The organism is Halorubrum zhoui (genome assembly GCF_051194155.1).
Taxonomy (GTDB): domain Archaea; phylum Halobacteriota; class Halobacteria; order Halobacteriales; family Haloferacaceae; genus Halorubrum.
Window position 1 is genome coordinate 90,298 of the sequence record NZ_JBLZNJ010000004.1, and the last position, 25,154, is coordinate 115,451.

Consider the following 25,154-nt stretch of genomic DNA (forward strand, 5'->3'; position numbering starts at 1 on the left):
TGAATACTACGGGGCATGCCAGCGCCCGACGCCTCCGGAGCGAGCGGTGAACGGCAAGCCGGTGCCACCACGAACGACGACGCCACGACTGGCCCGCCCGCACGCGAGTCGCCGCCGGTCGCGCTGACGATCGCCGGCAGCGACAGCGGCGGAGGGGCCGGGATCCAGGCAGACCTGCGGACGATGGCGGCACACGGCGTCTTCGGCACGACCGCGGTGACGGCCACGACCGCACAGAATACCCGTGGCGTCCACGACGTCCACCCGCTGCCTGCCGACCACGTCGCCACGCAGGTCGAGGCCGTCGTCGACGACCTCGGGCCGGCGGCGGCCAAGACGGGGATGCTCGCCACGAGCGAGATCGTCGAGACGGTGACGGCCGTCCTCACGGCGTACGACGGTCCGGTCGTCGTCGATCCCGTGATGGTCGCTGCGACCGGCGATCGACTGTTGACGCCCGCAGCGGAGGCGGCCTACGAGGACCTCGTCGCCCGCGCGACGCTCGTCACCCCGAACGTCGACGAGGCAGAGGTGCTCGTCGACCGAGCGGTCGAGACGCCGACCGACGCCGCCGCGGCGGGTCGGCGACTCGTCGAGTGGGGGGCCGACGCCGCGCTCGTGAAGGGCGGACACCTCGATGGAGGCGACGATGCGGCCCCCGAAGCCGACGGACGAGCGGTGAGTACCGTCGTCGACACGCTCGTGATCGGTGACGAGGCCGGAGGCGAGCCGACCGTGCGTCGGATCGAGAACCCGCGGATCGCAACCGACGCGACCCACGGGTCCGGTTGCACGCTCTCCAGTGCGATCGCCGCCCGACTAGCGCGCGGCGAGCCGCTGGCGTCGGCGACGGTCGAGGCGGTGAGTGAGATGCACGAGGCGATCCGTCGCGGGTACGACGTCGGCTCCGGACCGGGAGCGGTGAACGGGTCCGTCCTCGACGGCGGCCGGTCGAACGACCGCAGCGTGACGGACGACGCGGCGTGACGGACGACGCGGTCGGGTCACGCGACGGCCACGGCGCTACACCCGCAGGGTTTTACCGGCCCCCGCCGGGGGTACGAGTATGCCAACGGGGATCGTCGAGGAGTTCCTCGAGCTCAAAGCAGAGACGGACGCAGACGTCCTCGCGATGCAGTGTGGTGACTTCTACGAGTTCTTCGCGGACGACGCCGAGCTCGTCGCCGATGAGCTCGACCTGACGGTCTCACAGAAGTCGTCACACGGGTCCTCGTACCCGATGGCGGGGGTGCCGCTGACCGAGCTGACGCCGTACCTGCGGGCGCTCGTCGAGCGAGGCTACCGCGTCGCCGTCGCCGACCAGTACGAGACCGACGACGGCGGCCACGCCCGCGAGATCGTCCGGGTCGTCACGCCGGGGACGCTCCTCGAAACGAGCGACGACGACGCACGATACTTGGCGACCGTCGTCGCCGGCGGGGACGACGACGGCCGCGCCGGAGGTGAGGCAGCGAGTGGTGAGGCGGCGAGTGGTGAGGCGGTGAGTAGCGAGGGCGCACACCCGGTCGGCGTCGCGTTCGCGGACGTCACCACCGGTCGGTTCCTCGTCACCGAACTCGACGGGTGGGCGGACCTCCGCGCGGAGCTGTACCGGTTCGACCCGGCCGAGGTCGTTCCGGGGCCGACGCTGCGCAACGACGACGCGTTCCTCGAGGCGGTGCGCGAGGACCTCACGGGAACGCTCTCGGTCTTCGACGCGGAGGCGTTCGCGTCGGGACGGGCCGCACACGCGGTTCGCGACCAGTTCGGCGCGTCGATCGCAGACAGCGTCGGACTCGACTCAGCGCCCGCGACACGCGCAGCCGGGGCCGCGCTCGCGTACGTCGACGAGACGGGCGCCGGCGTGCTGGCGTCGATGACGCGGCTGACCAGGTACGCCGCAGCCGACCACGTCGAGCTCGACGCCACGACACAGCGTAACCTCGAGCTGACCGAGACGATGCGGGGCGAGACGACGGGATCACTGCTCGAGGCGATCGACCACACGGTCACCGCCGCCGGTGGCCGGCTGCTCCGGGAGTGGCTCACCCGGCCAAAGCGCGACCGCGAAGCCCTCGAGCGACGATTGGACGCGGTCGACGCGCTCGCCGGCGCGACGCTCGAGCGCGACCGGATCACCACGCTCCTCGAGGACGCGTACGACCTCGAGCGCCTCGCCGCGCGGACCACGAGCGGAAGCGCCGGGGCACGGGCGCTCGTGTCGATCCGAGACACGCTCGGCCTGCTGCCGGAGCTCGTCGACGCCGTCGAGGAGACCTCGCTCTCGTCGACGCCGGTGGCCGACGTGCTCGCTCAGCCGGACCGTGACGGCGCTCGGGCGCTTCGCGAGGATCTCGAGGACGCGCTCGCAGACGACCCGCCGAAGACGAAGACCGAGGGCGGGCTGTTGTGTCGCGGATACGACCCCGAGCTCGACGAGCTGATCGAGCGACACGAGGCCGCCCGCGAGTGGATCGACACGCTCGCCGAGCGTGAAAAGCGGGCACACGGCCTCAGCCACGTCACCGTCGACCGAAACAAGACGGACGGCTACTACATCCAGGTGGGCAAGTCGGTCGCCGACGAGGTACCGGCACACTACCGGGAGATCAAGACCCTGAAGAACTCGAAGCGGTTCGTCACCGACGAGCTGGTCGAACACGAGCGCGAGGTGCTTCGGGTGGAGGAAGCGCGCGCCGAACTGGAGTACGAGCTGTTCGAGGCGCTTCGCGAGCGGGTCGCCGAGTCCGCAGCCTTGGTCCAAGACGTCGGAAGAGCGCTGGCCACGCTGGACGCGCTGAGCTCGCTCGCGACGCACGCCGCGAGCGAAGACTGGACCCGGCCGACGCTCACTGACACGCGCGAACTCGCGATCACCGCCGGGCGGCATCCGGTCGTCGAGCAGACGACCGACTTCGTGCCGAACGACCTGCGCCTCGACGCCGACCGCGGGTTCCTGATCGTCACGGGGCCGAACATGAGCGGGAAGTCGACGTACATGCGGCAGGCGGCGCTGATCCAGCTGCTCGCACAGGCCGGGTCGTTCGTGCCGGCACGTGAGGCGCACGTCGGGCTCGTCGACGGGATCTACACCCGGGTCGGCGCGCTCGACGAGCTCGCACAGGGACGGTCGACGTTCATGGTGGAGATGCAGGAGCTGTCGAACATCCTCCACTCGGCGACGGCGGACTCGCTCGTGATACTGGACGAGGTCGGCCGCGGCACCGCCACCTACGACGGGATCGCCATCGCGTGGGCGGCGACGGAGTACCTCCACAACGAGGTGCGCGCGCGGACGCTGTTTGCGACCCACTATCACGAGCTGACGACGCTCTCTGATCACCTGTCGCGGGTGGCGAACGTCCACGTCGCGGTCGACGAACGCGACGGCGACGTCACGTTCTTGCGAACGGTCCGTGACGGCCCGACGAATCGGTCGTACGGGGTGCACGTCGCAGACCTCGCCGGCGTCCCGGCACCGGTCGTCGACCGCGCTGATCGCGTGCTCGACCGGCTTCGCGAAGAGAAGGCGATCGAGGCCCGGGGCGGCACGGCTGACGGCGAGACGACGCAGGCCGTCTTCGACCTCTCGACCGGCGCGTTCGACGCGGGTGGCGACGGCTCGGGCGCCGGTGACGGCGACGCGACGAACGGCACGACCGAGGAGGCGCGAACCGGCGACGATGCTGACGACGGCGACGACTCGCCAGCAGACGGCGACGGCTCGCCAGCAGACGGCGACGGCTCGCCAGCAGACGGCGACGACTCGCCGACGGGCAGCGACGTGGTCGGTCCGGCCGCACGAGCCGTCCTCGAGGAACTCACCGACCTCGACCTCGCGGAGACGCCGCCGGTGGAGCTGGTCTCGCTCGTGGACGCGTGGCAAGACCGGGTGACCGAGACTGCGGAGCCCCCACAGGAGCGGTGACCGCGGGAACGCGAGCCGGCAGGCGACGAGCGCGTCTGACGCAAGAACTAATGTCCGAGGTGGTCGTTACTCCGCTATGGGTATCATGAGCAAGATCCTCGGCGGGGGCGGACAGCGCTCCGTCGAGGACTACGTCGAACTCGACGTCGACGAGTTCGCCGCCGTGAGCGCCGAGTCGAGCATGGAGGTCCACATCGCCGAGATCGCAGACCAGAGCGACGTCATTCCGATCAAAGACGCGATCTACGACGGCGACTTCGTGATCGCAGACATCACCCGCCACTCGACGTCGGACCGAACGATAGAGCGGATCGTCGACGAGCTTCGGCAGGTCGTCGAAGAGGTCGACGGCGACATCGTCCAGAAGGGCGACGACCAGATCGTGGTGACCCCGACCGGTGTGCGGGTGTCGCGCGAGAAGCTCTCGTAGCTGACACGCATTCGTCGAGATGTCGGCCCCACGAGTCGTCCGAGCACGGTCGCGGACGCCACCGTCGAGCGGCCGCAGAACCGCATCATATATGCCGCTCACCGGGTGAGCATAAGACGAATGGACGAGCCGGTCCTACTCACGGGTGCGGGCGGGCGGGTCGGCCAGGCGATCCTCGACGGCATCGGCGAGAAGTACGAGTGGCGGCTGCTCGATCGAGAGCCGATCCCCGCGGCGAAGGTGCCGAGCCACGTCGCCGATGCCGATCAGTACGTCGCAGACATCACCGACGAGGGGGCCGTTCGAGCCGCAATGGCCGACGTCGGAGCGGTCGTCCACCTCGCCGGCGATCCGCGCAAGACCGCCCCGTGGGACTCGGTGTTGCGGAACAACATCGACGGGACGCAGGTCGTGATGGCCGCCGCGGCCGACGCCGGCGTCGAGCGCTTCGCGTTCGCCTCGTCGAACCACGCGGTCGGCGGGTACGAGACCGACGACCGGACGCCAGCGCTGTACCGCACGGACGACGAGTACCGGCTCACGGGCGAGGAGTTGCCTCGGCCGGGCAACCTCTACGGCGTCTCGAAGGCGACCGGCGAGTTCCTCGGGCGGTACTACCACGACGAGTCCGGACTGTCGGTTGTCTGTGTGCGAATCGGGAACCTCACGAAGAGCCACCCGCCGCGGGAGTACGAGCGTGGGCAAGCGATGTGGCTCTCACACCGAGACTGTGCACACCTCTTCGACCGCACGCTGCAGGCCGACTACGACTTCGAGATCGTGTACGGCATCTCCAACAACGACCGGAAGTACTACTCGATCGACCGCGCACGCGAGGTGCTCGGCTACGACCCCCGGGACAACTCGGCCGAGTACACCTTCGCAGGCGACCCCGTCGACGGGACGGACCACTCGGCACCCGAGACCGACCCGCCAGTCGACGAGCCGTGAGGCGCGCGTCGGCGGCCGCTCGGCGGCTCACTCGAAGAGGCCGTCGACGTCTCGACGCTTTCGGTTCGCCCGCCCGACGTGGTCGTCGATCCGGGCGGCGATCTGTGGGCGTCGTTCGGGGTGTGTGAGATACGAGAAGACGAGGTCGATGACCTGTGTGCGACCGGTGCCTCGCTCCTCGATCGCGAGCGTCGCAGCCGTCTCGAGCGTGGCCGCGTCGCCGGTGTCGACCGTCGACGCGAGTCCCGGCGCCGCGAGAAGCGCTGCGTGGACGTCGAGATCGGTGAACCCGGTAGCCGCCTCGTCGACGCGGATTCGTGGCGGGCCGACGCGCTCTATCGTCTCGGGGTCGACTCGGAGCCGATGGCACCACTCGACGACCGGCTCGAGGGAGACGTCGCGGTGGCCGGGAGAGACGGCGGTGAGGTAGTCGACCGCGTTGGCCGCACAGCCGGCTGCCCCAGACCAGTTGCGGTCCGTGGCGTGGTGCGTCGCCGCGGTCGCCGCGATCAGCCCGTGGAGGAGTCGTTCGTCGTCGCCCGTCTCGAGCGGTAGCCAGGCAGCCTCCCACGGCTCGTGCGCCGCGAGGTGATACCCCTCGTTGAACAGCGCGACGCCGGCGCAGAGCGCGGGATTCACCGCTGGGGGACCGTCGGACGCGTCGTGCATGTATCGCCGTAGCGGTGAGCCGGATAAAAAGCTACAGAGAAACGAGGAGAGAGCCCACGACCCAGCGAGGCACTCACTCCGGCGACGATTCGTCCGCCGGCTCGAACACGAGTATCCACCCGTCGCGTCGGACGCGGATCCGGAAGGCCGTGTACCCGAACTCGATCGCGTCTGGCTCACACCGAGACGACACCGGCTCGGTGCTGAAGAGCGCGGTCTCGACGGCCTCGACGTCTACGCACTCGTACAGTGGCTGGGTGGAAACGGCGCGAGGGTCGACGCCCATCGCGTCGGCGACGGTGAAGACGATGGCAGCGGTGAGTTCGACCGGCTCCGTCGAGTCGTAGTGGCGCTGGGCGACCGGTGACCGAGCTGGGTCGGGGTCGTCGGGGTCGTCCGGTGGGTCCTCATCACTCCCGCGCCGCATCCGTCTCACTCGAGGGTCCTGCACCCTCGCGGAGGTCGAGGCCAGTGCTGATCCCGCGCAGTGCGAGCAACACCTGGGTGGCGTTCTCTCCGGGTGCAACCGTCTCGGTCGACTCGTCGAACAACAGGACGCCCTCTTCGACGAGTTTGGGAACGTGCGCGTGATAGAGCGAGACGTACACCGCCCTGTGTCGCTGGTCGGTGGGCGTTTCTGGGCCGTCCGTGTGCTCCCACGCAGCGACGGCCTCGGCGAGGTCGTGGAGCGACCACACGGCGTCTTCAAGAAGCGCGTAACAGAGGTATCGACGACGGGGGTGCGAGAGCACCTCGTATATGTGATCCAGCTCGATGACGGCAGGAGAGAGGGCGGCCTGATCGGGGAGTTCCCCCGCAGCGGCCGTCACCTCGCCGTCGTCCCAGTCTCCAGTCATACACGAATATGTGCGCATCGATATGATAAGTGTTTGTCTTATATGTCCGGTGTGCCGAGGCCCTCGGCGCGCAGATTCGCCGACGGACTCGAAGCGATCGGAGACGGTGTGATGGTACACACGTTGAGAGCGACGGGGTCGTGAGCACCGCTCGCGGCTCGCCGTTCACGGTGTCCGAAAACGTCCTGACGGAGATTTGAACGCCGGTCCCTGGCTCCGCAAGCCGCGCGTCGCTTTGCTCCGCGTTCGACACGGTAGGGGCCATACCGGGGCCTTCTTGCGGTTTCCAGGTCGTTTTCGCGTCGTAACGACCGATTAGATGTATCGAGACTATATAGATCCTCCCTCCCTGGCGGTGGCAACAGGTTACAACGGCGACAGCGCCGGTCGGAGCCGAAAAAGAACCCGGTCAGGCGGCCTGCGTACGTTCTTCCTGAGGCCTCAGGCCAGTACAACCGCGAGACAGGCTGTGGGGATGGTACGTCCTAGTCTCTGTGGGGGGTGTCACAGAACTCTGCTTGCACCTTGCTGACTGACCCGTAGATCGCTCAATCCAGGTAGCCTAACTCGCGGAGTCGCTCACGCAGCTCATCATCGGAGACGGCTTCGTTGAGTGCTATGGTCAGATCCACATCCCGCTGTTCCAAAACGTTGAGCAGTTGCCTTGCGGTCCTGAGTTTGTATCTGGCGTCTGGGTTCTCTACGTCTTCTTGAACCCCTTCTAACAACGCTTCGATGGTTTTGAGCGTATCTGTCGTCATTGAATGTATCCCATTTCGGACAGTGTATCTTCTAGTTCATCATCGAGATCGGCGTTCTCAAGCGTCTCAGATAAGTCCTCTTCGTGATGTTCAACCGCGTCCACTAGTTGGCTAGCTGTGCGAAGCCTGAAATTGATCTCAGCGTCGTCTTCTGCTTCTATGGCACCATTCACAAGCTGTTGAACGGTGTCGAGAGAAGAATCGTACATAGAAATGTTACTTATCTTAAGACACATATAGGTTTTGCAGACATTCGAGATCATTCGACGGTAGTACCCCTTTACGGAGAGCCGAGGAGAAAGCCTCACGCTTCAGCGCGGGGAGGATGTCACAGCCGAAAACTGCAAGACGGGCGTACGCCCGTAACGTCCTGACGGAGATTTGAACTCCGGTCCCTGGCTCCGCAAGCCAAGAGGATAGTCCACTACCCTACCAGGACTCAGCTACACCTATCGGGGAGTCACATAAGACGGTTACGGTCCGACGCGTTCCATGGGCAGATCTCGCACGCGAGAGACGGGTCGACGAGCAGCCCGCCGGAACCGTCGACGCGAGTGGGGCGACGTTTTATGTACGAATCCGGCACCACTCGACGTATGCCGAGACACAGCAGCCGGGAGCGCCCCAGGATGTATCCGCCGGATGCGACCGCGAGATCGGCGCAAGGACAACGCTTATTCGTCGAGTCGACTACCGACGAGGTACGCGTATGGGAGCCATAGAGGACGTCTACGAAGACCTCGAGACCGACGTCGAGTTCGAGGAGTTCGCGGCCGCAGTCGAGGACAAAGTCGAGCAGATGGGCGGCCTCGCAGACGACGAGACCGCGGCGATGCTCATCGCTCACGAGCTCCGCGACGAGGAGGCGGACACCATCGCGGACATCGAGCCCGGCATGAACGAGGTGAAGTTCCTCGGGAAGGTCACGGCCATCGGCGACGTCCGAACCTTCGAGCGGGACGGCGAGGACGGTGAGGGCCGCGTCTGTAACGTCGACGTCGCGGACGCGTCTGGCTCGGTTCGGGTGGCGCTGTGGGACGAGATGGCGACCGCGGCGGACGAACAGCTCGAGGTCGGGCAGGTGCTGCGGGTCATGGGCCGGCCGAAAGAGGGGTACAGTGGGCTAGAGGTGAGCGCCGACAAGGTCGAACCCGACGACGACGCCGAGGTCGACGTACAGGTGCTCGACACCTATCGCGTCGAGGACCTCTCGCTCGGTGCGTCCGACGTCGACCTCGTCGGGCAGGTGCTCGACACCGACTCGGTCAGAACGTTCGACCGCGACGACGGCTCTGAGGGGCGGGTCGCGAACCTCACACTCGGCGACGAGACCGGCCGCGTGCGGGTGACGCTGTGGGACGAGAAGGCCGACCTCGTGACGGCGTTCGACGCCGGCGAGGTCGTCGAGGTCGGCGACGGCTACGTCCGCGACCGCGACGGCGACCTCGAACTCCACGTCGGTGATCGCGGGACCATCGAGACCGTCGACGAGGACGTCGAGTACGTGCCAGAGACGACCCCGATCGGGGAGCTAGCGATCGGACAGACGGTCGACATCGACGGCGGCGTCATCGAGACCGACCCGGTGCGGACGTTCGACCGCGACGACGGCAGCGAGGGCCAGGTCAGAAACGTGCGGCTGAAAGACGAGACGGGTGAGATCCGGGTCGCGCTGTGGGGAGACAAAGCCGATGCGGACATCGACTTGGCCGACCACGTCGTCGTCACCGACGCGGAGATAGGCGACGGCTGGCAAGACGACCTCGAGGCGTCCGCGAACTGGCGGTCGACGGTGACTGTCCTCGAGGACGCCGACGCGAGAGCGAGCGCATCAGAGGCGGGCGCGGACACGGGCACGACAGGAGCGAACACAGCAGACAGCGGACTGGGCGAGTTTGCCGACGGCGGCGAGACGACCGCCGCCTCGACTTCGACCGGCGGAGCATCGACGACGGCCACGGCGACGGACGAGGACGAGTCGACGACAGACGACGGGACGACGACCGACGACGAGACAGAGTTCACTGGGACGGTCGTCCAGACCGGTGACCCGATCGTGTTGGACGACGGCCAGCAGACGCGGCGGGTCGAGACCGACGCGTCGCTTCGACTCGGCGAGGAGGTCACCGTCCGCGGGCCCGAGCGGGACGGGACGATCCACGCCGCGGACGTGTTCTAACCGCCGACGCACCGACCCGGGGGAGACGGCTCGGCGTGGCCACGGAGCACACCCCGACCGGCCTCCGGGACCGGCCGTGTGGGGTCCGCTTGCGTCGAGGAGACGACGCACGCACGGCCGGCGAGGCGGTCGTTCAAGCACGGAGACGCCGGTAACGGAAAGCGTTATACCCTGGACGGACACGTCTGTGTGTATGAGTGTCGAGTTGCCGTTCGCGCCGGTCGATCAGATCATCCGGCGGAACGCCGGCGAGCTTCGCGTCAGCGCCGACGCGGCCGAAGAGCTCGCACGGCGGATCCAGACGCACGGCGCGGAGCTGGCGATCGACGCCGCCGAGTGTGCGACCGAGGACGGGCGCAAGACGCTGATGGCGGGCGACTTCGGCGTCGAGCAGGTGATACCGCGCGAGGAGCTGTCGCTGCCGGTCGCCCCCGTCGACCGGATCGCGCGGCTGCGGATCGACGAGCAGTACCGGGTCGGCGTCGACGCACGGATCGCGCTGGCGGACATCCTCGAAGACTACGCGGACAACGTCGCGGCCGCGGCAGCGAGACTCGCGCGACACGCCGACCGGCGGACGGTACAGGCCGAGGACATCGAGACGTACTTCGGACTGTTCGGATAGATGCGCTTCGGCTACAGCGAGGCGTGTCTCGCACACGACACGGGCGACCGTCACCCGGAGAACCCGGACCGGCTGCGGGCCATCCGCCGCGGGCTCGCGAAGCGACACGGCGTCGAGTACACCGACGCGTCGCCGGCGAGCCGCGAAGCGGTGACGGCCGTCCACGACGCCGACTACGTGGACGAGTTCGAAACGTTCTGTGCCGACGGCGGCGGCAGTTGGGACCCGGATACCGTCGCCGGCGAGGAGACGTGGGACGCCGCACTCGCCTCCGCCGGACTGGCGGCGTGGGCCGCTGAGGCCGCCCTCGACGGGAAAGACGGCCGCCAGACGCCGTTCGCGCTCGGGCGGCCGCCGGGCCATCACGCGGTCGTCGACGACGCGATGGGGTTCTGTTTTTTCAACAACGCCGCGGTCGCCGCACAGCGCGTGCTCGATACGGGGGCTGCGAGTCGGGTGGCGATCTTCGACTGGGACGTCCACCACGGAAACGGCACACAAGACATCTTCTACGACCGCGACGACGTCCTGTACGCGTCGGTTCACGAGGACGGACTCTACCCTGCGACCGGGGCGGTGAGCGAGACGGGGACGGGTGCGGGCGACGGCACGACGGTCAACCTCGCGCTCGCAGCGGGCGCAGGCGACGCCGACTACCAGTACGCGATCGAAGAGGCGATCGCCCCCGTCCTCCGGCGGTTCGACCCCGACCTCCTCGTCGTCTCGGCTGGGTTCGACGCGCACCGTCACGACCCGATATCGCGGATGCGCGTCTCCTCGGAGGGATACGCGCTCATGGCCGACCAGCTTCGGACGGTCGCCGACGAGGTCGGTGCCGCCGTCGCGTACGTCCTTGAGGGAGGGTACGGTCTCGATACGCTCGCCGATGGGGTGTCGATGGTCCACGAGACGTACGACGGTCGCGCCCCGGTCGAACCCGACGAGTCGGTCGACGAGACGACCGAGGCGAGCGTCGAGACGCTCCGCTCGGCGGTAGGCCTGTAGTCTCGGACGGTCGCCCACCTCGTCTCGCGGTGGCGCGCGCCTCGCAGGCCGCCGGAGGCGGGCTCGCGAGCGCGTGCGAGGGATGAGCGAGGTGGCGAAGCCACCGAGCGAATCGGCTGGGGAGGGTGTGGCTGAAACTCGTGTCCGGCTGTTGTGCGGTCACCTTGTCCGTAGCCTCACGAACGCTGTATGCGAGCGAATCGATCCCGGAGAGCGTGTCGGTACGTAGCGTCCGGAGGTCGCGACGTCGTCTCGGTCACACAGCCACGACACACGTCGCGAAGACATCGCTCACCGAACCGTCACGCTCTCAAACGAGACATAGGACGCCCGGAGCGGGATTTGAACCCGCGTCACGACCGTGACAGGGTCGTATGATGGGCCACTACACCATCCGGGCAGACAACGACGGCCCCGAGCGTGGGGACGCCCGGAGCGGGATTTGAACCCGCGTCACGACCGTGACAGGGTCGTATGATGGGCCACTACACCATCCGGGCGCGTCGCAGTCGGTGGTACCCGTGTCTGGCAGTTAAGACTTGCCATCGGCGGTGGGGATGGGGGGCGATCGCACGGGCCGGCACGCTTTTATTGATACGTGTGGACTGATCACCTATTGGATGCCCGTCGCGGAGAGCGACGCACAGCGGGGTTGAAAAGCCTTATTTGAGTGCGGCTAATAACAGTCTGTAGTATCTCGTGATAGCTTCTCCCCACCACCCATGGTAGACGTAAGTCAACACGAACTCGTCCCAGAACACGTCCTGATCGACGACCCCGACGAGATCCAGGCGATACTGGACGAGTACGACGTCAGAAAGACGGATCTGCCGAAGATCAAACGCACCGATCCCGCGACTCCCGACGACGCTGAGGTCGGAGACGTGGTGAAGATCATTCGCGACTCGCGAACGACCGACCAGGCGGTCGTGTATCGATTGGTCCTCTCATGAACCGGCAAGACCGACGCGTGGTATCGAGAGAGTACTTCTCGGACGAACGGCTCGCCGAACACCACTTCCGATCGTTCAACAACTTCCTGCGCCGGGGCATGCAGGAGGTCGTCGACGAGAAGGCGACCATCGAGACCGACATCGGCGACAAAGAGGGCCAAGAGCCCGTGTACGTCGAACTCGGAGACGTGCGGATGGTCACCCCGCGCGTCCGCGAGGCCGACGGCTCAGAGGAGCTGTTGTACCCACAGGAGGCACGGCTCCGGAACATCACCTACTCCGCGCCGGTGTTCATGGAGATGTCCATCGTCCGTGGCGGCGAAGAAGAGCCCGAGACGGTCGTCGACAGCACCGAGACGAAGGTGGGCCGGATGCCGGTCATGGTCGGCTCGACCAACTGCAACATGGCCGAGTTCACCGACGAGGAGCTCATCGACATCGGCGAGGATCCGGTCGACCCCGGCGGGTACTTCATCGTCAACGGGTCAGAGCGGGTGTTGATGACGAGCGAGGACCTCGCGCCGAACAAGATCCTCGCGGAGTACGACTCGAAGTACGGCGACGAGATCCAGGTCGCAAAGACGTTCTCCCAGCGCCGCGGGTACCGAGCACTCGTGTTGTGTGAGCGGAACCGCGAGGGGCTCCTCGAGGTGTCGTTCCCGTCGGTCTCGGGCTCTATCGACTTCGTGACGCTCGTCCGCGCGCTCGGGCTCGAGTCCGACGAGGAGATTGTCCACCGCGTCTCGGACGACCCCGAGATCGTGAAGTTCATGCTGGAGAACTTAGAGGAGGCGTCGGTCCAGACCACGGAGGAGGCCATCGAGACGCTCGGTGAGCGTGTCGCCTCCGGACAGGGGAAGAACTACCAGCTCAAGCGCGCGAACTACGTCATCGACCGGTACCTGCTCCCGCACCTCCACGAGGAGGGCGTCGACGAGGAGGACGTCCGGATCAACAAGGCGTACTACCTCTGCCGGATGGCCGAGGCGTGCTTCGAGCTCGCGTTGGACCGGCGTGAGGCGGACGACAAAGACCACTACGCGAACAAGCGGCTGAAGGTCTCCGGCGACCTGATGCGTGATCTGTTCCGGACCGCGCTGAACAAGCTGGCACGCGACGTGAAGTACCAGCTCGAGCGGGCGAACATGCGGAATCGTCAGCTCACGGTCAACACGGTGGTCCGTTCCGACGTGCTGACAGAGCGGCTCGAACACCCGATCGCGACCGGCAACTGGGTGGGCGGTCGGTCGGGCGTCTCACAGCTCGTCGACCGGACGGATTACATGGGGGTGCTCTCACACCTCCGGCGGCTGCGGTCGCCGCTGAGTCGGTCCCAGCCGCACTTCGAGGCGCGCGACCTCCACGCGACTCAGTGGGGTCGCATCTGTCCCTCCGAGACGCCGGAAGGGCCGAACTGTGGGTTGGTGAAGAACTTCGCGCAGGCGATGGAGCTGTCACAGACGGTGGAGGACGAACAGGGGCTGAAACGAGAGCTGGCGTCGATGGGTGTCGAGGGGATCCCCGGCATCGAGGGCGTCGAACGACAGACGGCGGACGACTAACATGGCACACGCAGAACGCGAAGCGAAGGTGTACGTCAACGGGAGTCTGGTAGGGACACACCCCGACCCGAACGCGCTGGCCGACCAGATACGCGAGGCCCGGCGGCGCGGCGACGTGAGCGAGATGGTGAACGTCTCGGTGAAAGAGCGGACCCGCGAGGTCATCGTCAACGCCGACGCGGGGCGGGCCCGCCGGCCGCTCATCGTCGTCGAGAACGGTGAGCCGCTCCTCGGCGACGAGGAGATAGACGCGGTAGCGCGCGGCGACGTCGAGTTCGAGGACCTCGTCGAGCGCGGGTACATCGAGTTCATCGACGCCGAAGAGGAGGAAGACATCCTCGTCGCCGTCGACGAGGAGGACGTGAGCGCGGATCACACACACCTCGAGATCGACCCGCAGCTCGTCTTCGGGATCGGCGCGGGGATGATCCCGTACCCGGAGCACAACGCGAGCCCGCGCATCACGATGGGTGCGGGGATGATGAAACAGTCGCTCGGGCTTCCGTCGGCGAACTACCGGATCCGGCCGGATACCCGCCAGCATCTGTTACACTACCCACAGCTGGCGATGGTGAAGACGCAGACGTCCGACCAGATCAGCTTCGACGAGCGCCCGGCCGCACAGAACTTCGTCGTCGCCGTGATGAGCTACGAGGGGTTCAACATCGAGGACGCGCTGGTGATGAACCAAGGCTCCGTCGACCGCGCGCTCACGCGATCGCACTTCTTCCGGACGTACGAGGGCGAAGAACGACGCTACCCTGGCGGCCAGGAGGACCGCTTCGAGATTCCCGACCAGGACGTCCGCGGGGCCCGCGGTGAGGACGCGTACACCCACCTCGACGAGGACGGTCTCGTCAACCCCGAAACCGTCGTCGACGAGTCGTCGGTGTTGCTCGGGAAGACGAGCCCGCCACGATTCTTGGAGGAGCCGGACGACATGGGTGGGCTCTCCCCGCAGAAGCGCCGCGAGACGAGCGTGACGATGCGCTCCGGTGAGTCCGGGGTCGTCGACACGGTCACGCTGATGGAGGGCGAAGACGGCTCGAAGCTCTCGAAGGTGAAGGTCCGCGACCAGCGGATCCCCGAACTCGGCGACAAGTTCGCCTCACGGCACGGACAGAAGGGCGTCGTCGGCCACCTCGCGCCACAAGAGGACATGCCGTTCACCGAGGAGGGAGTGGTGCCCGACCTCGTGATGAATCCCCACGCGCTGCCCTCGCGGATGACCGTCGGCCACGTCCTCGAGATGCTGGGCGGAAAGGTCGGTTCCCTACGCGGATCGCGGGTCGACGGCACCCCATTCCAAGGCGAAGACGAGGACGAACTCCGCAGTGGTCTCGAAGAACACGGGTTCAAGTCCTCCGGCAAGGAGGTGATGTACTCGGGCGTCACCGGCGAGAAGATCGACGCGGAGATCTTCGTCGGCACGATCTTCTACCACAAGCTCTACCACATGGTGTCGAACAAGCTCCACGCCCGGTCACGGGGACCGGTGCAGGTGCTCACCAGACAGCCGACGGAGGGGCGCGCCCGCGAGGGCGGACTCCGGGTCGGCGAGATGGAGCGCGACACGATCATCGGCCACGGCGCCTCGATGGTGCTCAACGAGCGGCTGCTCGAGTCCTCGGACGCAGAACAGGTGTACGTCTCCGCGGAGACGGGACTCGTCGCGGTCGAAGACAGAGAACAGCGCCGCGTGTACGACCCGGTCACCGGCGACGAAGACGACATCCACGAGCTCGAGGTGAGCTACGCGTTCAAGCTGCTGTTGGACGAGATGATCGCCTTGGGCATCCGACCAAAACTCGAGTTGGAGGACGCAATTTAAATGTCACTACAAACACCGAAGGTGCTCGGCGGCATCGACTTCGGACTGATGGACCCGGAGACGTACCGGGACATGTCCGCGACCAAAGTAATCACGGCCGACACGTACGACGACGACGGCTATCCGATAGACATGGGGCTCATGGACCCCCGTCTCGGGGTCATCGACCCCGGGTTGGAGTGTCGGACCTGCGGGTCGCACTCCGGCTCGTGTAACGGCCACTTCGGCCACATCGAGCTGGCCGCGCCCGTGATCCACGTCGGGTTCACGAAGCTCATCCGCCGGCTGTTGCGGGCGACGTGTCGCGAGTGCGGCAAGCTCGCGCTCACCGAGATGGAGCGCGAGGAGTTCTCGGAGCGACTCGTCCGCGCCGAAGAGCTCGGCGAGGACCCCCACGACGTGTTGAAAGCCGCCGTCAGGCAGGCGCGAAAGGCCTCGACGTGTCCGTACTGCGGCGAGCCGCAGGCGGACATCAAACACGAGAAGCCGACCACCTACTACGAGGTACAAGACGTCCTCGCTGGCGACTACTCAGAGCGGATCGCGGCCGCGATGCAGCCGGACGAGGAGGCCGACGACCCGGGTACCTCCCCGCGGGAGCTGGCCGACGAGACCGACATCGCTCTCGAGCGGGTCAACGAGATCATGGCCGGCGAGTTCCGTCCGCGCAAGGAGGACCGGCGAGCCATCGAGTCGGCGCTCGACGTCGACCTCACCGAAGAGGACATAAACAAGCTGATGCCCTCGGACGTTCGCGACTGGTTCGAGGACATCCCGGACGAGGACCTCGGCGTGCTCGGGATTGACGCCGACGACTCCCGACCGGAGTGGATGATCCTGACGGTGTTGCCCGTCCCGCCGGTGACGACGCGGCCGTCGATCACCCTGGACAACGGTCAGCGCTCCGAGGACGACCTCACCCACAAGCTCGTCGACATCATCCGCATCAACCAACGGTTCATGGAGAACCGCGAGGCGGGTGCGCCACAGCTCATCATCGAGGACCTCTGGGAGCTGTTACAGTACCACGTGACGACGTTCGTCGACAACGAGATCAGCGGCACGCCGCCGGCGCGACATCGATCCGGCCGCCCGCTGAAGACGCTCTCACAGCGGCTCAAGGGCAAGGAAGGTCGCTTCCGCGGCTCGCTCTCCGGAAAGCGTGTGAACTTCTCGGCGCGAACCGTCATCTCGCCCGACCCGACGCTCTCGTTGAACGAGGTCGGCGTGCCAGACCGCGTCGCGAAAGAGATGACCCAGACGCTCAACGTCACCGAGCGAAACGTCGAGGAGGCTCGACAGTACGTGCGGAACGGTCCCGAAGCACACCCCGGGGCGAACTACGTGCGCCGACCCGATGGTCGGCGACTGAAGGTGACCGAGAAGAACTGTGCGGAGCTCGCCGAGAAGGTCGAAGCGGGCTGGGAGGTGAATCGCCACCTCGTCGACGGCGACGTCGTGATCTTCAACCGACAGCCGTCGTTACACCGGATGTCGATCATGGCCCACGAGGTGGTGGTGATGCCGTACAAGACGTTCCGGCTCAACACCGTGGTCTGTCCGCCGTACAACGCCGACTTCGACGGCGACGAGATGAACATGCACGCGCTCCAGAACGAGGAGGCGCGCGCGGAGGCGCGCGTCCTCATGCGCGTCCAAGAACAGATCCTCTCCCCGCGGTTCGGCGGCAACATCATCGGTGCGATCCAAGACCACATCTCGGGGACGTACCTGCTCACGCACACGAATCCCGAGTTCTCGGAGGCACAGGCGCTCGACCTGCTGCGGGCGACGCGCGTCGACGAGCTGCCGGATCCCGACGGCGTCGACGACGACGGTGCGGCGTACTGGACCGGCCAGACGCTGTTCTCGGAGCTGTTGCCAGAGGACCTCTCGTTGCAGTTCCGCTCGTCGACCGGCGACGACGTCGTCATCGAGCGCGGCCAACTCGTCGAGGGAACGATAGACGAGGACGCGGTGGGTGCGTTCGGCGGCGAGGTCGTCGACACGCTCACCAAGGAGTACGGCGAGACGCGCGCTCGCGTCTTCATCAACGAGATCGCCTCGCTCGCGATGCGGGCGATCATGCACTTCGGCTTCTCGATCGGGATCGACGACGAGTCGATCCCGCCGGCGGCCGAAGAGCAGGTCGACGAGGCGATAAACAGCGCGTACGAGCGCGTGCAAGACCTGATCGAGACGTACGAGGCCGGCGAGCTGGAGTCGCTGCCGGGTCGAGGCGTCGACGAGACGCTGGAGATGAAGATCATGCAGACGCTCGGCAAGGCGCGTGACTCTGCCGGCGAGATCGCCGATCAGCACTTCGGCGACGACAACCCGGCGGTCGTGATGGCCCGCTCGGGTGCGCGTGGGTCGATGCTCAACCTGACCCAGATGGCCGGTTCCGTCGGTCAGCAGGCGGTTCGCGGCGAGCGGATCAACCGCGGGTACGAGGACCGGACGCTCGCCCACTACCGCGAGCACGACCTCTCGGCCGAGGCACACGGCTTCGTCGAGAACTCCTACCGCGCCGGGCTCACGCCCGAGGAGTTCTTCTTCCACGCGATGGGCGGCCGCGAGGGGCTCGTCGACACGGCAGTTCGGACCTCCAAGTCCGGCTACCTCCAGCGGCGGCTCATCAACGCGCTCTCGGAGCTCGAAGCCCAGTACGACGGTACCGTCCGGGATACCTCCGGGCGCATCGTCCAGTTCGAGTTCGGCGAGGACGGCACCTCACCGATCAAGGTCGGCTCGGGCGAGGGCGACGGCATCGACGTCGACGGGATCGCAGACCGCGTGTTGGAGTCCGAGTTCGACTCCGAAGCGGAGCGAGAGCGGTTCTTGGGCGAGCGCGCCCCGCCGACGAACCTCTCGGAGCACACCGCCTCCAGACCGGACGCGGCGGACGAGCTGGGGGTGGAGTCCGATGACTGAGCACGACCACGTCACGGACGACGTCGAAGCCGTCGTCGAGTCGAGTGAGCTGCCGAATCGGCTGAAGACGCAGGTGTACGACACACTGGAGTCGAAAGCCGAAGCGTACGGCGACATCACGGTCGAACAAGCGACCGACATCGTCACCGGCGTGGAGAACCGGTACCGCGAGACGCGGGTCGACCCGCTCGAGCCGGTGGGCACCGTTTCTGCACAATCGATCGGTGAACCCGGAACGCAGATGAGTGTCCCGGCGGACGAGCGCGTCGTCATCCGGCGGGACGGTGAGACCGACACCGTGGCGATTGGATCGCTCGTCGATGAGATCGTCGAGACACGCGAGTCACGAACGGTCGACGACCACGAGGTCGCGCGTGCACCGAGGGGCCTCGAGACGCTGAGTCTCGGCGAGGACGAACAGGTGCGATGGAAGTCAGTCGAAGAAGTCTCTCGGCACGAGACACCGGACGAGTTGCTTCGCTTCGAACTCGAGTCCGGTCGAACAATTCGCGCGACCAAGGCACACTCGTTCGTCACGCGGCGCGACAACGACGTCGTACCGGTGCGTGGGAGCGACCTCTCGGCTGGTGACTGGCTCCCAGTGATAAAGGAGTTCGACGCTACCGGGACGGCGACCGTCGACGTTCGGCGGTACCTCCCGGCGGCGGAGTACTGGTACACCTCGACGCTGACCGACGGGGGTACGACGGTACCGACGGTGAGCGAGGCGCAGCTCCGGAACAAACGAGCGGCGCTCGAATCCGGAGACATCAACCAGGATGCAGTGTACCCCGTTGGTGGAACCGTCGGACTGCCAGAACGGTTCCCACTAGACGAGGAGACAGGGTTCTTCGTCGGCGCGTGGCTCGCAGAGGGCTCTGTGACCGACCACTACGTTTCCGTCTCGAACGTCGATCCGACGTTCCAGTCGAAGGTTCGAGCGTTCGCCGAGCGGTTCGACTTTACCGTGAACGAGTACGAAAACCACAGCGGCTTCGCTGTCGGATACGATATCCGGCTGAACGGAACGGTGTTGGCAGACTTCGTTCGCGCGGCCTGCACGGCAGACGGAGAGAAGGTCGTTCCAGGATTCGCGTACGGTGCTTCGGAGACGTTCGTCCGTGGATTACTCCGTGGGTACTTCAGCGGCGACGGAAACGTCGCAAGCGACGCGGTTCGATCTAGTTCGACGAGCGCCGAACTCACCGCGGGGATCGCCTTGTTACTTGCGCGAGTCGGCGTGTACGCGACGCTTGGGACGCAGGACACGTCCCGCACACTGCGGATTCCGAAAAAACACGTGCGCCGATTCACAGACGAGGTGGGAATGGTCGGGGAACGAAACGAGGAGCTTGAGTCGCTCGTCGCGGACATCGAACCGGGTGGGCCGGACGCGACGGACCAAGTGCCGAACTTTGGCGACGCGCTTCGGTCGGTCGCCGCCGACGCAGGAATACCGAGCAGGCAGGTGAACGCCGCATCGAATCGACAGCGGATCGGCCGGCGGCGACTACGGCGGATCCTCGAGACGGCGGCAGACGCGGATGTCGAGTCGACCGCCCGGAGCGAGCTAGAGCGGGCCGTCGACGGCGACGTCGTCTGGGATCGAATTGCCTCGGTCGAGACGATAGCGCGGGACGACGAGTACGTGTACGACTTCTCTGTCGCCGGACTCGAGACGTTCACCACCGCTGAAGGAGTCGTGACGCACAACACGATGAACACGTTCCACTACGCTGGGGTTGCAGAAATTGACGTTACGCAAGGACTCCCGCGGCTCATCGAACTCGTGGACGCCCGAAAGACGCCGGACACACCGATGATGACGGTCCACCTCGACGGCGAGTACGCGACCGACCGCGAGCGGGCACACGAGGTCGTCTGGTCGATCGAGGCGACGCGGATCCTCGCGCTGGGTGACGTCTCCACGAACGTGGCGGACATGCTGGTTCGGATCGACCTCAACGACGACACCCTCTTAGAGCGGTGGCCGACGTACTCGGACCCGACGGCGGTCGCGGAGATCGTCGCCGAGACGATCGAAGACGCCCTCGGGGTCGACGCCCGACAGACGGGGACGGTGATCGAGTTCGGACCGAGCGAGCCGAGCTACCGGGAGCTGTTACAGCTCGTCGAGCGACTTCGGGAGATCGTGTTCAAAGGGATCGAGGAGGTCGAGCGCGTCGTCATTCGCAAAGAGCAGCTGGAGTCTGGTGAGGAGTTCGTGCTCTACACCGAGGGGTCGGCGTTCGGTGACGTCTTGGAGATCGACGGCGTCGACGCCTCGCGGACGACGTGTAACAACATCCACGAGATCTACAAGAACCTCGGCGTCGAGGCCGCTCGCGAGACGATCATCGACGAGACGAAGAACACGCTCGAAGAGCAGGGGCTCGACGACGTGAACGTCAGACACCTGATGCTCGTCGCCGACATCATGACCAACAACGGCGAGATCGAGTCGATCGGTCGCCACGGCATCTCCGGGTCGAAAGACTCGGTGCTGGCGCGGGCCGCCTTCGAGGTGACGGTGAACCACTTACTCGATGCGGCGGTCCACGGCGAACACGACGACCTCGACGGCGTCATCGAGAACGTGATCGCCGGGAAACCGATCTCGATCGGTACCGGCGACGTCGACCTCCGGATGGGGTCGCGCGTCGTGAGCGACGACTGATGTACGTCGAGCTCTCCGACGAGGCGCGGCGCTACATGGCTCGGTTCGACGAGCTAACCGGCGTGGCACCGCGAGACTGCCTCGTGGAGGGCGACCGGCTGGTGTTTCTGATCCCGGCCGGCGAGATGGCGGCGGCCATCGGACAGGGCGGAGCGACGGTCACCGAGGCCGAACGGCGGTTAGGTCGGTCCGTGGAGCTGGTCGAAGACGCAGACACGCCGGAGGCGTTCGTCGCGAGTGCGCTCGCGCCGGCAGCGGTCGCCGCGGTGACGATCTCAGAGCAGGACGACCGCGTGGCATACGTCGAGGTGGTACCGGCGGACCGCGGTGTCGCCATCGGCGCAGACGGACAGAACATCGAGACCGCCCGCACGCTCGCGAAGCGACACTACGACGTCGACGACGTGCAGCTGACGTGAGCGACGGCGGCCGCTCGTGTCCGTTCGTCGGCAGAGCGGTCACGTGCGGCCGTCGTTGGGTCGAGAAACGTGCACAGATCCGACGAGAGGGACCGCTCGAGCGCTCTCCTGGCGTTTCACGTCGGCGAAAGACGACGCTTAAGTAGCTTCGCTTGGAAGTACACGTACGATGGCAAACGGCAAGTATGCCGCCCGGAAGCTCAAACAGGACCGGCAAAAGCGCCGCTGGTCCGACTCCGAGTACGCTCGGAGAGAGCGCGGGCTCAAAACGAAGTCCGACCCGCTGGAGGGTGCCCCACAGGCACGCGGTATCGTCCTCGAGAAGGTCGGTATCGAAGCGAAGCAGCCGAACTCGGCGATCCGAAAGTGCGTTCGGGTCCAGCTGATCAAAAACGGCAAGCAGGTGACGGCGTTCTGTCCCGGCGACGGCGCGATCTCCTTTATCGACGAGCACGACGAGGTCACGATCGCGGGGATCGGCGGCGCGAAGGGCCGCGCGATGGGCGACCTCTCGGGTGTCAACTACAAAGTCGAGAAGGTGAACGGCGTCTCGATGATCGAACTGGTGCGCGGAAACGCGGAGAAGCCCGTCCGATGAGCGGCGACGAAGCCGACGCCGAGGCGGTCGCTGCCGACGAGCCGGAGCCCGACGCGCCGGCCGACAGCGAGTCGGCCTCGGAGAACGCCGCGTTGTTCGGCGTCTGGGACGTCACCGACGTCGCGTACGCCGACCCGTCGACGAAGCGGTACATGACGGTGACGCCAATCGCACACACGATGGGCCGGCACGCCTCGAAGCAGTTCAAAAAGAGCGAGATCTCGGTGGTCGAGCGGCTCATCAACCGACTGATGCAGACCGACGAGAACACCGGGAAGAAACAGCGGGCGACCCGGATCGTCCGTGACGCGTTCGACATCATCCACGACCGGACCGAAGAGAACCCGGTTCAGGTGCTCGTGACCGCGATCGAGAACGCCGCGCCGCGTGAGGAGACGGTGCGACTGAAGTACGGTGGCATCTCGGTGCCGAAAGCGGTCGACGTCGCCCCCCAGCGGCGAGTCGACCAGGCGCTGTTGTTCATCTCCGACGGCGTCGCGAGCGCGACGTACAAATCCAGCACGCCGGCGGCCGAGGCGCTGGCGACACAGCTCGTCGGTGCCGCCGACGGCGACGCACAGACGTACGCCATCTCACAGAAAGAAGAGCGCGAGCGCGTCGCGGCCGCGGCTCGCTGAGGTCGGTCGACGCAGCGCGTATTTATCACGCCGGCTAGCGATGCGACCGGGCGTGAGGCGGGGCGATCAGGTCGCGAGAAGGCGCGGTGGCTCGCGGGGCAGAGCGAAAAAGAATCGCGGAATGTGGTGTACAGCGCTCAGTCGTCGGCGGGCGCCGCACCGGAGCCGTGCTGTTGTTTGACCCACGAGAGCTTGCCGCCGGACGCGAGGATGTCGCGCTCGCGGTCGGAGGCGTCGAGGTCGGCGGTGAACTCCCACTCGTCGTTCACGCGCGCGGTGAACGTCTCGGCACCGGAGCGGACGGCGGCCGCGACGTCGTCGACGATCTCGACGTCGTCGCCCTGGTCGAGTCGGTCGTACGTCTCCGCGTCGATCTCGAGCGGGACGATACCGAAGTTGAAGAGGTTCGCCTTGTGGATCCGTGCGAAGCTCTGTGCGAAGACGGCTTCGATGCCCAAGAACATCGGACAGAGCGCGGCGTGTTCACGTGAGGACCCTTGTCCGTAGTTTTCGCCGGCGACGAGGACGCCCCCGTCCGCCTCGAGCGAGCGCTCGGCGAAGGTGTCGTCGACCCGCGAGAGGGTGAACTCCGAGAGCTTCTCGATGTTCGAGCGGAACTTGAGGATGTCGGCCGTCGCCGGGATGATGTGGTCGGTGGTGATGTTGTCTTCCATCTTCAACAGCGCCTCGCCGCCGATCTCGTTCGCGAGGCCGTCTTTGAGCGGGACGTCACCGATGTTCGGCCCCTTCACGAGGCCGTCGTCGATCGATTCGGTCGGCGCGATGATGTCGGAGTCTGCCTGGCCCATCCCGGCGCCGTAACTCGAGCCCATCTCGAGGCCGGGCGCCTCAAGATCGCCGAGCTCGTCGGCGAGGTCACGGGGGTCGACGATCTCACCGGTGATGGCGGCCGCGGTGGCGACCTCCGGCGAGCAAAGGAAGACGGAGTCGTCTTCGATGCCAGAGCGGCCCTCGAAGTTTCGGTTGAACGTTCGAAGCGAGACCGAATCGGAGGCGGGAACGTGACCGATGCCGATACAGGCACCACACGTCGCCTCGGAGAAGTTGACGCCCGCGGCCATCATCTCTGCGGTCCACCCTTCTCTGGCAAGCATCTCGGAGGCCTGCTTCGAGCCGGGCGCGACGATCATCTCGGTCTGTTTGGCGACCTCACGGCCCTCCAGCATCTTCGCGGACGGGAGCACGTCCTCGTAGGCGCCGTTGGTACACGACCCGATGATGACCTGTGAGACGTCTTCGCCTTCGAACTCGCTGACGGGCGCGACGTTGTCGGGCATCGACGGGGCGGCGACGAGGGGCTCGATCGACGAGAGGTCAACCTCGATGGTGTCGGCGTACGCGGCGTCGTCGTCGGGGGTGAGCTCGACGTACTCGTCTTCGCGGTCCTGGCGGGCGAGCCAGTCGCGCGTCTTCTCGTCGGTGCCGAAGATCGAGGACGTGGCACCGAGCTCGGTTCCCATGTTGGTGATCGTCGTCCGCTCGGGGATCGTGAGCGAGTCAGCACCGGGGCCGGTGTACTCGAGCACCTTTCCGACGCCGCCTTTCACCGTCAGCTCACCGAGCAGGTGGAGGATGACGTCTTTCGCAGTGGCCCACTCGGGGAGCTCACCGGTGAGGTGGACGTTGACTACGTCGGGCATCTCGACGTAGTAGGCGCCACCGCCCATCGCGACCGCGATGTCGAGGCCGCCGGCACCGATCGCGAGCTGTCCGAGTCCGCCGGGCGTCGGCGTGTGTGAGTCGGAGCCGAGCAGCGTCTTGCCGGGCGCCGCGAAGTTCTCCTTGTGGACCTGGTGACAGATGCCGTTACCCGGCCGAGAGAAGTACGCACCGTAGGTGCCGGCCGCCGACCGGAGGAAGCGGTGGTCGTCCGTGTTCTTGAAGTCGAACTGGTACGTCTGGTGGTCACAGTACTGTGCGGCGAGTTCGGTCTGGACCTCGTCCAGCTCGAGCGCCTCGAACTGCAGCCACACCATCGTCCCGGTGGTGTCCTGTGTGAGGACCTGGTCGATGTCGATGCCGATCTCCTCGCCAGGCGTCAGCTCGCCTTCGACGAGGTGGTCGTCGAGTATCTGCTCCGTAATCGTCTTTCCCATATCGATCCGAAATGACTCTC

General features: G+C 66.4%; 21 protein-coding genes and 3 tRNA genes. 15 read left to right on the forward strand and 9 right to left on the reverse strand.

Annotated features, from left to right (window positions below; all coding sequences use genetic code 11):
• The first annotated feature begins 15 nt into the window (after window positions 1-15).
• From thiD to azf, 4 genes are all read left to right on the forward strand, one after another.
• Window positions 16-987: a bifunctional hydroxymethylpyrimidine kinase/phosphomethylpyrimidine kinase gene (gene thiD, locus ACNTAO_RS07945; RefSeq protein WP_435161452.1), complete on the forward strand. Its 972-nt coding sequence runs from the start codon at window positions 16-18 to the stop codon at window positions 985-987.
• A 79-nt stretch (window positions 988-1,066) separates the two neighbouring features.
• A complete protein-coding gene (gene mutS / locus ACNTAO_RS07950; protein ID WP_435161453.1) occupies window positions 1,067-3,928 on the forward strand; it encodes a DNA mismatch repair protein MutS in 2,862 nt (953 codons plus the stop codon).
• Window positions 3,929-4,004: 76 nt separating this feature from the next.
• Window positions 4,005-4,358, forward strand: a complete 354-nt coding sequence (locus ACNTAO_RS07955; RefSeq protein WP_435161454.1) for a cell division protein SepF — start codon at window positions 4,005-4,007, stop codon at window positions 4,356-4,358.
• A 120-nt stretch (window positions 4,359-4,478) separates the two neighbouring features.
• The gene (gene azf, locus ACNTAO_RS07960) at window positions 4,479-5,309 is read left to right on the forward strand and encodes an NAD-dependent glucose-6-phosphate dehydrogenase Azf (protein WP_435161455.1); all 831 of its coding nucleotides are present in this window, start codon (window positions 4,479-4,481) and stop codon (window positions 5,307-5,309) included.
• A gap of 27 nt (window positions 5,310-5,336) precedes the next feature.
• On the opposite strand, the gene ACNTAO_RS07965 is transcribed toward azf, so the two are convergent.
• From ACNTAO_RS07965 to ACNTAO_RS07990, 6 genes are all read right to left on the reverse strand, one after another.
• Window positions 5,337-5,978: a DUF309 domain-containing protein gene (locus ACNTAO_RS07965; RefSeq protein WP_435161456.1), complete on the reverse strand. Its 642-nt coding sequence runs from the start codon at window positions 5,976-5,978 to the stop codon at window positions 5,337-5,339.
• A gap of 73 nt (window positions 5,979-6,051) precedes the next feature.
• Window positions 6,052-6,405: a HalOD1 output domain-containing protein gene (locus tag ACNTAO_RS07970; RefSeq protein ID WP_435161457.1), complete on the reverse strand. Its 354-nt coding sequence runs from the start codon at window positions 6,403-6,405 to the stop codon at window positions 6,052-6,054.
• On the reverse strand, window positions 6,389-6,835 hold the full coding sequence (locus ACNTAO_RS07975; RefSeq protein WP_435161458.1) for a DUF7344 domain-containing protein: 447 nt from the start codon (window positions 6,833-6,835) through the stop codon (window positions 6,389-6,391). The genes ACNTAO_RS07970 and ACNTAO_RS07975 overlap by 17 nt, the downstream gene beginning before the upstream one ends.
• A gap of 548 nt (window positions 6,836-7,383) precedes the next feature.
• Window positions 7,384-7,596, reverse strand: a complete 213-nt coding sequence (locus tag ACNTAO_RS07980) for a hypothetical protein (protein ID WP_435161459.1) — start codon at window positions 7,594-7,596, stop codon at window positions 7,384-7,386.
• Window positions 7,593-7,805, reverse strand: a complete 213-nt coding sequence (locus ACNTAO_RS07985) for a hypothetical protein (protein WP_435161460.1) — start codon at window positions 7,803-7,805, stop codon at window positions 7,593-7,595. The genes ACNTAO_RS07980 and ACNTAO_RS07985 overlap by 4 nt, the downstream gene beginning before the upstream one ends.
• Before the next feature lie 157 nt (window positions 7,806-7,962).
• Window positions 7,963-8,035: transfer RNA gene (locus ACNTAO_RS07990), tRNA-Arg, on the reverse strand.
• A 270-nt stretch (window positions 8,036-8,305) separates the two neighbouring features.
• Between ACNTAO_RS07990 and ACNTAO_RS07995 the strand changes: the two genes are divergently transcribed.
• The 3 genes from ACNTAO_RS07995 to ACNTAO_RS08005 all read left to right on the forward strand — a co-directional run bounded on the left by ACNTAO_RS07995 (window position 8,306) and on the right by ACNTAO_RS08005 (window position 11,405).
• Window positions 8,306-9,775, forward strand: a complete 1,470-nt coding sequence (locus tag ACNTAO_RS07995) for a single-stranded DNA binding protein (protein ID WP_435161461.1) — start codon at window positions 8,306-8,308, stop codon at window positions 9,773-9,775.
• 193 nt (window positions 9,776-9,968) lie between these two features.
• Entirely contained in the window at window positions 9,969-10,400 is a 432-nt protein-coding gene (locus tag ACNTAO_RS08000; RefSeq protein WP_435161462.1) for a histone, read from the forward strand.
• Window positions 10,401-11,405, forward strand: a complete 1,005-nt coding sequence (locus ACNTAO_RS08005; protein WP_435161463.1) for a histone deacetylase family protein — start codon at window positions 10,401-10,403, stop codon at window positions 11,403-11,405.
• Between the two features lie 327 nt (window positions 11,406-11,732).
• Here the strand turns inward: ACNTAO_RS08005 and ACNTAO_RS08010 are convergent.
• Both ACNTAO_RS08010 and ACNTAO_RS08015 read right to left on the reverse strand, forming a co-directional pair.
• A tRNA-Asp gene (locus tag ACNTAO_RS08010) sits at window positions 11,733-11,805 on the reverse strand.
• 27 nt (window positions 11,806-11,832) lie between these two features.
• Window positions 11,833-11,905 (reverse strand) — tRNA-Asp (locus ACNTAO_RS08015).
• 222 nt (window positions 11,906-12,127) lie between these two features.
• On the opposite strand from ACNTAO_RS08015, the gene ACNTAO_RS08020 reads away from it, so the two are divergent.
• From ACNTAO_RS08020 to ACNTAO_RS08055, 8 genes are all read left to right on the forward strand, one after another.
• A complete protein-coding gene (locus ACNTAO_RS08020) occupies window positions 12,128-12,358 on the forward strand; it encodes a DNA-directed RNA polymerase subunit H (protein WP_435161464.1) in 231 nt (76 codons plus the stop codon).
• Window positions 12,355-13,920: a DNA-directed RNA polymerase subunit B'' gene (locus ACNTAO_RS08025; RefSeq protein ID WP_435161465.1), complete on the forward strand. Its 1,566-nt coding sequence runs from the start codon at window positions 12,355-12,357 to the stop codon at window positions 13,918-13,920. Before ACNTAO_RS08020 ends, ACNTAO_RS08025 begins: the two co-directional genes overlap by 4 nt.
• A 1-nt stretch (window position 13,921) precedes the next feature.
• Entirely contained in the window at window positions 13,922-15,751 is a 1,830-nt protein-coding gene (gene rpoB, locus ACNTAO_RS08030) for a DNA-directed RNA polymerase subunit B (RefSeq protein ID WP_435161466.1), read from the forward strand.
• On the forward strand, window positions 15,752-18,685 hold the full coding sequence (locus tag ACNTAO_RS08035) for a DNA-directed RNA polymerase subunit A' (protein WP_435161467.1): 2,934 nt from the start codon (window positions 15,752-15,754) through the stop codon (window positions 18,683-18,685).
• Window positions 18,678-21,362: a DNA-directed RNA polymerase subunit A'' gene (locus ACNTAO_RS08040; RefSeq protein ID WP_435161468.1), complete on the forward strand. Its 2,685-nt coding sequence runs from the start codon at window positions 18,678-18,680 to the stop codon at window positions 21,360-21,362. Before ACNTAO_RS08035 ends, ACNTAO_RS08040 begins: the two co-directional genes overlap by 8 nt.
• Entirely contained in the window at window positions 21,362-21,781 is a 420-nt protein-coding gene (locus ACNTAO_RS08045) for a NusA-like transcription termination signal-binding factor (protein ID WP_435161469.1), read from the forward strand. The genes ACNTAO_RS08040 and ACNTAO_RS08045 overlap by 1 nt, the downstream gene beginning before the upstream one ends.
• A gap of 169 nt (window positions 21,782-21,950) precedes the next feature.
• Window positions 21,951-22,379, forward strand: coding sequence for a 30S ribosomal protein S12 (locus tag ACNTAO_RS08050; protein ID WP_156587671.1), 429 nt, complete (start codon window positions 21,951-21,953; stop codon window positions 22,377-22,379).
• Window positions 22,376-23,017: a 30S ribosomal protein S7 gene (locus ACNTAO_RS08055; RefSeq protein ID WP_435161470.1), complete on the forward strand. Its 642-nt coding sequence runs from the start codon at window positions 22,376-22,378 to the stop codon at window positions 23,015-23,017. Before ACNTAO_RS08050 ends, ACNTAO_RS08055 begins: the two co-directional genes overlap by 4 nt.
• A 137-nt stretch (window positions 23,018-23,154) precedes the next feature.
• Here the strand turns inward: ACNTAO_RS08055 and ACNTAO_RS08060 are convergent, their stop codons facing one another.
• The gene (locus tag ACNTAO_RS08060) at window positions 23,155-25,134 is read right to left on the reverse strand and encodes an aconitate hydratase (RefSeq protein WP_435161471.1); all 1,980 of its coding nucleotides are present in this window, start codon (window positions 25,132-25,134) and stop codon (window positions 23,155-23,157) included.
• Between the last annotated feature and the right edge of the window lie 20 nt (window positions 25,135-25,154).

Bases quoted from the DNA above. Each gene is read 5' to 3' on its own strand.
- thiD (WP_435161452.1), top strand. From the start codon at position 16: ATGCCAGCGCCCGACGCCTCCGGAGCGAGCGGTGAACGGCAAGCCGGT.
- mutS (WP_435161453.1), top strand. From the start codon at position 1,067: ATGCCAACGGGGATCGTCGAGGAGTTCCTCGAGCTCAAAGCAGAGACG.
- ACNTAO_RS07955 (WP_435161454.1), top strand. From the start codon at position 4,005: ATGGGTATCATGAGCAAGATCCTCGGCGGGGGCGGACAGCGCTCCGTC.
- azf (WP_435161455.1), top strand. From the start codon at position 4,479: ATGGACGAGCCGGTCCTACTCACGGGTGCGGGCGGGCGGGTCGGCCAG.
- ACNTAO_RS07965 (WP_435161456.1), bottom strand. From the start codon at position 5,978: ATGCACGACGCGTCCGACGGTCCCCCAGCGGTGAATCCCGCGCTCTGC.
- ACNTAO_RS07970 (WP_435161457.1), bottom strand. From the start codon at position 6,405: ATGCGGCGCGGGAGTGATGAGGACCCACCGGACGACCCCGACGACCCC.
- ACNTAO_RS07975 (WP_435161458.1), bottom strand. From the start codon at position 6,835: ATGACTGGAGACTGGGACGACGGCGAGGTGACGGCCGCTGCGGGGGAA.
- ACNTAO_RS07980 (WP_435161459.1), bottom strand. From the start codon at position 7,596: ATGACGACAGATACGCTCAAAACCATCGAAGCGTTGTTAGAAGGGGTT.
- ACNTAO_RS07985 (WP_435161460.1), bottom strand. From the start codon at position 7,805: ATGTACGATTCTTCTCTCGACACCGTTCAACAGCTTGTGAATGGTGCC.
- ACNTAO_RS07995 (WP_435161461.1), top strand. From the start codon at position 8,306: ATGGGAGCCATAGAGGACGTCTACGAAGACCTCGAGACCGACGTCGAG.
- ACNTAO_RS08000 (WP_435161462.1), top strand. From the start codon at position 9,969: ATGAGTGTCGAGTTGCCGTTCGCGCCGGTCGATCAGATCATCCGGCGG.
- ACNTAO_RS08005 (WP_435161463.1), top strand. From the start codon at position 10,401: ATGCGCTTCGGCTACAGCGAGGCGTGTCTCGCACACGACACGGGCGAC.
- ACNTAO_RS08020 (WP_435161464.1), top strand. From the start codon at position 12,128: ATGGTAGACGTAAGTCAACACGAACTCGTCCCAGAACACGTCCTGATC.
- ACNTAO_RS08025 (WP_435161465.1), top strand. From the start codon at position 12,355: ATGAACCGGCAAGACCGACGCGTGGTATCGAGAGAGTACTTCTCGGAC.
- rpoB (WP_435161466.1), top strand. From the start codon at position 13,922: ATGGCACACGCAGAACGCGAAGCGAAGGTGTACGTCAACGGGAGTCTG.
- ACNTAO_RS08035 (WP_435161467.1), top strand. From the start codon at position 15,752: ATGTCACTACAAACACCGAAGGTGCTCGGCGGCATCGACTTCGGACTG.
- ACNTAO_RS08040 (WP_435161468.1), top strand. From the start codon at position 18,678: ATGACTGAGCACGACCACGTCACGGACGACGTCGAAGCCGTCGTCGAG.
- ACNTAO_RS08045 (WP_435161469.1), top strand. From the start codon at position 21,362: ATGTACGTCGAGCTCTCCGACGAGGCGCGGCGCTACATGGCTCGGTTC.
- ACNTAO_RS08050 (WP_156587671.1), top strand. From the start codon at position 21,951: ATGGCAAACGGCAAGTATGCCGCCCGGAAGCTCAAACAGGACCGGCAA.
- ACNTAO_RS08055 (WP_435161470.1), top strand. From the start codon at position 22,376: ATGAGCGGCGACGAAGCCGACGCCGAGGCGGTCGCTGCCGACGAGCCG.
- ACNTAO_RS08060 (WP_435161471.1), bottom strand. From the start codon at position 25,134: ATGGGAAAGACGATTACGGAGCAGATACTCGACGACCACCTCGTCGAA.